Genomic DNA, 4,870 nt, shown 5'->3' on the forward strand with positions numbered 1-4,870 from the left:
AGCAGCGCCAGCGGCAGTTCCTCCTGCCGCGTGGCCAGCCCCTTTTGTGAGCATAGCCATATCATCGGCTCGCGCAGCACGCCGACTTCGTCCGCCGCTGCCGTCTGGCGCATGACGATCGCCAGATCGAGGCCGCCAGACTGCAGCGCCTGCGCCAACTCGGCGGAACGGCCGACCCGCAGTTCGATCCTGACGCGCGGATGGCTGCCGGCGAAAGCACGCAGCAGATCCGGCAGGCCGCTGTCGGCAAAATCCTGCGTCGTGCCGATGGCAACGCGCCCGGCAGCGCGGGCGCCCTTCAGCGCCAGCCAAGCCTCGCGATGGACGGCAAGAATGCGCTTGGCGTGGCCGACGAGATCCTCACCCGCCGGCGTCAAACCACGTCCCCGCCCCTGCGGCGCCAGCAGCGGCTCACCGACGACTTCCTCCAGCCGCTGCATCTGGGCGGTCACCGCCGAGGGCGAACGGCCGATGCTTGCAGCCGCCTGGGCCAGCGAGCCGCTGTCGACGAAAGCAAGGAAGGTTCGGAGCAGATCGGGATCGAGCGTTTCCATACTTCGATACTATCGAAGTATCATTTAAAAACAATTCGATTTTTTTGCCTAAAAGGTGGTGGCATGGTTGTTTCAACGGCGATCGGACGCCGCTCAAGCCAAGGAGAAGAAGAATGCCTATCATCAACATCAGCGTCACCGGCAAACCTGACGCGGCGCTTTCCGCTCGCATCGCAAAGGAGGCCACAGAAATCACCGCGACGCAGCTGCGCAAGGACCCGACGATCACGGCAGTTGCCGTGTCCTATGTCGATCCGCAGCACTGGTTCGCCGGCGGCAAGTCGCTGGCCGAGCACGGCACCAACACGTTCTGGCTTGATATCAAGGTGGTCGACGGCACCAACACCAAGCTTGAGCTGGAGGCCTATCTGAAGGCGATCTTCGCAGCCTTCGGCCGTCTGCTGGGCGGCGTGCACGAGGAGAGCTACGCCTTCGTGCATGAAGTGCCGGCAGCCGCTTACGGCTATGGCGGCAAGACGCAGGAATTTCGTTTCATCAGTGGACGGCTGCAGGCGGCGTGAGAAGCAGCTTCCCGCACCAAGGGAAGCAAAAGCTCCGCATTGACCTTGCTCCCACATCGTCTAGGTTCTGGCCGACACGGCCGCAAAGAGCCGAGATGCTAAAAACGTTGGGAGAGACGCGGCATGATCCTGACACTGGCGCTGCTTGCGGGTCTTGTTCTGGCCTGGCTCCTGATTGGCGTGGCGGAAAAATTCCGCCTCGGCCTACGCTTCACCCAGGCGCTGCTCTATGTCCCGTTCAAGCTTGCCTACCGGATCGGAGACAGCCGCATCAGGATCGCCCGCAAGGCGCAGGCCCCAGTCATCTACGTCATCTCTCATCAATCGCGCTTCGAGCCGGCGCTGATGCTGTCGCTGCTGCCGGAAGACACGCTGCATATTCTCGATGAGGTCTCGGCGCGCTCGCCGTGGCTCGAACCTTGGCGCGAGCTTGGCCGTACCATCGCCTTCAACGCCGAACATGTCTTCGTCAGCCGCCGGCTGGTGCGGGTGCTGAAGGGCAAGGGCCGGCTCGCTGTCTATCTGCCGGATGCAGTCGAGCCCGACGTCAAGACGTTTCGGTTGTTTCGTGCCGTCACCCGCATCGCCATGCAGGCCGATGCCAAGATCGTGCCGATCTTCGTCGGCGGCGCGCGCAGCCTGCCGGTGTCGTTGACGCCTGGGGACAAGGCGCCACGACACTGGTTTCCGCAACTGTCGATCAGCGTGCTGGAGCCGATGACCATCACTGAGTTGGTGGCGCGCAACCCCGAGCAGGCCTCGAACACCAACGCGCTGTTCGACCGTGTCGCCGAGGCGCGGCTCTTCGGCACCAACCTCGATCGTGGCCTGTTCCTGGCCATGCGCGATGCCGCCGACCGCGTCGGCGCTTCGCATATCATCATCGAGGACGTGATCTCCGGCGCGCTGAGCTACCGCAAGCTGTTCATCGGCGCCCGCGTCCTGGGCAGGCGCTTCGAGGCGGTAACGGCTCCGGGCGAGGCAGTCGGCGTGATGCTGCCCAATGCCAATGGCGTCGTGCTGTCGCTCACCGGCCTTCTGTCGGCCGGCCGGGTGGCGGCGATGATCAACTACACGGCCGGGCCGGCGAGCGTCACCGCGGCCGTGCGCACGGCGGTGATAAGGACCGTGATTTCGTCCCGCGCGTTCGTCGAGAAGGCCGACCTTGCCGATATCGTCGCGGCGGTCGAAAAGGGCGGCGCCCGGCTTCTCTGGCTCGAGGATGTGCGGGAGAGCGTCACCGCGCTGGACAAGCTTGCCGCCGCCTTGCTGTGGCGCTGGCCGCTGCAGCGACAGGACGCGGCCAAGCCGGCGGTGATCCTGTTCACCTCGGGCTCGGAAGGCACGCCGAAGGCAGTCGTGCTGTCGCACAAGAACCTTTACGCCAACGCCATGCAGGCTGAGGCGCGCATCACCATCTCGCCCGCCGACATCCTGCTCAACGTGCTGCCGGTGTTCCATTCGTTCGGCCTGACGGGCGGCACCATCCTGCCGCTGGTCACCGGGGTAAAACTGTTCCTCTACCCCTCGCCGCTGCACTACAAGATCATCCCCGAGGTTGCGCGCAAGGGGAAACCGACCATTATGTTCGGCACCGACACGTTCCTCGCCAACTATGCGCGTACCGCCAAGGACGGCGATTTTTCCAGCCTGCGCTTCGTCGTTGCCGGCGCCGAGGCGGTGAAGCCGGAAACCCGCCGCGTCTATCGCGAACGCTTCCAGGCCGAGATCATCGAAGGGTTCGGGCTGACAGAGGCGGCGCCGGTGGTTGCCGTCAACACGGCAATCCATGGCCGCGACGGTACCGTCGGGCGGCTGCTGCCGGCCATGCGCATGAAGCTTGAGCCGATCGAAGGCATTTCCGATGCCGGCCAATTGTGGCTCGACGGACCGAACCTGATGATGGGCTATATGACATCGGACCGCCCCGGTGAATTGCAGCCGCTGACGGGCTGGCACGACACCGGCGACATCGTCGCTGTCGACCGCGAAGGCTTCATCACCATTCGCGGCCGCGCCAAGCGCTTCGCCAAGATCGCCGGCGAGATGGTGTCGCTGGGTGCTGTCGAGATGCTGGTGCAGTCGTTGTGGCCGGAAGAACGCCATGCGGTGGTAGCGGTGCCGGACAAGAGGCGCGGCGAGCGCATTGTGCTGGTCACCACCGCCGACGACGCCAATCCCGACGAGTTGCGCAGATTCGGCAAACAAGCGGGCGCCGCCGAACTGATGGTGCCCAACGACATCGTCAAGGTCGAGGAAATCCCGGTGCTGGGTTCGGGCAAGACCGACTATGTCTCGACCCGAAAGCTGGCGATCGACAGGCTGGGGCTCGGCGTCGCGGCCTGAGTCGGATCAAGCACTTCCGCCGACCTTCTAACCTATATCCGAAGGCGGTACCTTCTCGCCCTCCAGCTTGGCGCGTTTCGAATAGGCGCGCACACTGAACGGCAGGAAGATCAGGTAGCCGGCAACCGAAGCGGTCAGCGTGTACCAGGGGTAGGTCATCAGCAGCAGTACGTAGAGCACGACACCCAGGATGATCGGCAACACCCTGTCGCCCGGGATTTTCAGGCTCTTGCCGGAATAGACCGGCAGCCGGCTGACCAGCAGGAAGGCGACCAGTATGGTAAAGCCGGTGGCGACGAAGGCCGCTGGACGACTGGGCTCCAGCCCTGTGCGCAGGAAATAGAGATAGAGCGGCAGCATCACCAGCACAGCACCAGCCGGCGCCGGCACGCCGACGAAATATTCGGACTGCCATATCGGGCGGTCGGCCTTCTCGTCGTCGAGCACGTTGAAGCGGGCGAGCCTTAGCCCGCAGGCGATGGCGAACAGCAAGGCCGCAATCCAGCCCGGCGAGCCGGCACGGTCGAGCAGGAAGGCATAAAGCACCAAAGCCGGGGCGACGCCGAAATTGACGATGTCGGCCAGCGAATCCATCTGGGCGCCGAATTTGGAGGTTGCCTTCAGCATCCGCGCCAAGCGGCCATCAATGCCGTCGAGGAAAGCGGCCAGCAGCACCATCACCACGGCCGGCTCGAAGCGGCCTTCGAAGCCGAAGCGGATGCCCGACAGACCGGCGCAGATGGCAAGCACGGTGACGAGGTTGGGCAGCACCATGCGCATCGGGATCTCGCGGATGCGCGGACCGCCGCTGGCATGGGCCTCGAACTTCTTATACTGCGTGCCCACGGCTCAGGAAATCCGCACGAGGGGTGTGCCGGCGACACCGCCGAATTCGGCCAGCACGGTTTCGCCGCCGACCGCTGTCTGGCCGACGGCAACGCGCGGCGTGGCGGTCAAGGGCAGGAAGACATCGACGCGCGAGCCGAAGCGGATCAAGCCGAAACGCTCGCCGGTGCCGATCGAGCCGCCCGCCTCGGCCCAACAGACGATCCGCCGCGCCACCAGGCCGGCGATCTGGACGGCGGCGATCGTGCCGTTGGGGCTTTCGATGACCAGGCCGTTGCGCTCGTTCTCGGTGCTGGCCTTGTCGAGTTCGGCGTTGAGGAATTTTCCGGGCCGGTGTTCGATCCTGACGATACGACCGCGTACCGGGGCGCGGTTCACGTGACAGGAAAAGACATTCATGAACACCGAGATGCGGGTCATCTCGACATTGCCGAGGCCGAGTTCGCGCGGCGGCACGGCCGGCCCGACCGCCGAGATGATGCCGTCGGCGGGGCTGACCACCAAGCGGTCGTCGACCGGCGTGACGCGCTCGGGATCGCGGAAGAAATAAACGCACCAGGCCGTCAGGATCAGACCGATCCATCGCGAAGGCTATCCCTGCAT

4 protein-coding genes and 1 pseudogene are annotated in these 4,870 nt (G+C 64.7%); 2 read left to right on the forward strand and 3 right to left on the reverse strand.

Going from position 1 to position 4,870, the window contains the following annotated elements:
• A partial coding sequence (locus ENZ75_RS21030) for a LysR substrate-binding domain-containing protein (RefSeq protein ID WP_128278286.1) occupies positions 1-554 on the reverse strand: 554 nt, incomplete at its 3' end.
• A gap of 113 nt (positions 555-667) precedes the next feature.
• Between ENZ75_RS21030 and ENZ75_RS21035 the strand changes: the two genes are divergently transcribed.
• Both ENZ75_RS21035 and ENZ75_RS21040 read left to right on the forward strand, forming a co-directional pair.
• Complete coding sequence (locus ENZ75_RS21035; RefSeq protein ID WP_013532540.1) at positions 668-1,075, forward strand: 4-oxalocrotonate tautomerase family protein; 408 nt, start codon at positions 668-670, stop codon at positions 1,073-1,075.
• Between the two features lie 123 nt (positions 1,076-1,198).
• A complete protein-coding gene (locus ENZ75_RS21040) occupies positions 1,199-3,421 on the forward strand; it encodes an AMP-binding protein (protein ID WP_128278287.1) in 2,223 nt (740 codons plus the stop codon).
• Between the two features lie 27 nt (positions 3,422-3,448).
• Here the strand turns inward: ENZ75_RS21040 and ENZ75_RS21045 are convergent, their stop codons facing one another.
• Both ENZ75_RS21045 and ENZ75_RS21050 read right to left on the reverse strand, forming a co-directional pair.
• Positions 3,449-4,195 (reverse strand): phosphatidylcholine/phosphatidylserine synthase, encoded by a 747-nt coding sequence (locus tag ENZ75_RS21045; RefSeq protein WP_224621703.1) that lies wholly within the window; start codon positions 4,193-4,195, stop codon positions 3,449-3,451.
• A gap of 75 nt (positions 4,196-4,270) precedes the next feature.
• Positions 4,271-4,849 (reverse strand): annotated as a pseudogene (locus tag ENZ75_RS21050) (phosphatidylserine decarboxylase); the annotation flags it as partial.
• Between the last annotated feature and the right edge of the window lie 21 nt (positions 4,850-4,870).

Source organism: Mesorhizobium sp. M7A.F.Ca.CA.002.04.1.1 (assembly GCF_004022805.1).
Lineage (GTDB): Bacteria > Pseudomonadota > Alphaproteobacteria > Rhizobiales > Rhizobiaceae > Mesorhizobium > Mesorhizobium ciceri.

What these genes read in the sequence shown, in the direction of transcription:
- ENZ75_RS21045 (WP_224621703.1), bottom strand. Translation starts at nt 4,195, where the DNA reads ATGGTGCTGCCCAACCTCGTCACCGTGCTTGCCATCTGCGCCGGTCTG.
- ENZ75_RS21040 (WP_128278287.1), top strand. Translation starts at nt 1,199, where the DNA reads ATGATCCTGACACTGGCGCTGCTTGCGGGTCTTGTTCTGGCCTGGCTC.
- ENZ75_RS21035 (WP_013532540.1), top strand. Translation starts at nt 668, where the DNA reads ATGCCTATCATCAACATCAGCGTCACCGGCAAACCTGACGCGGCGCTT.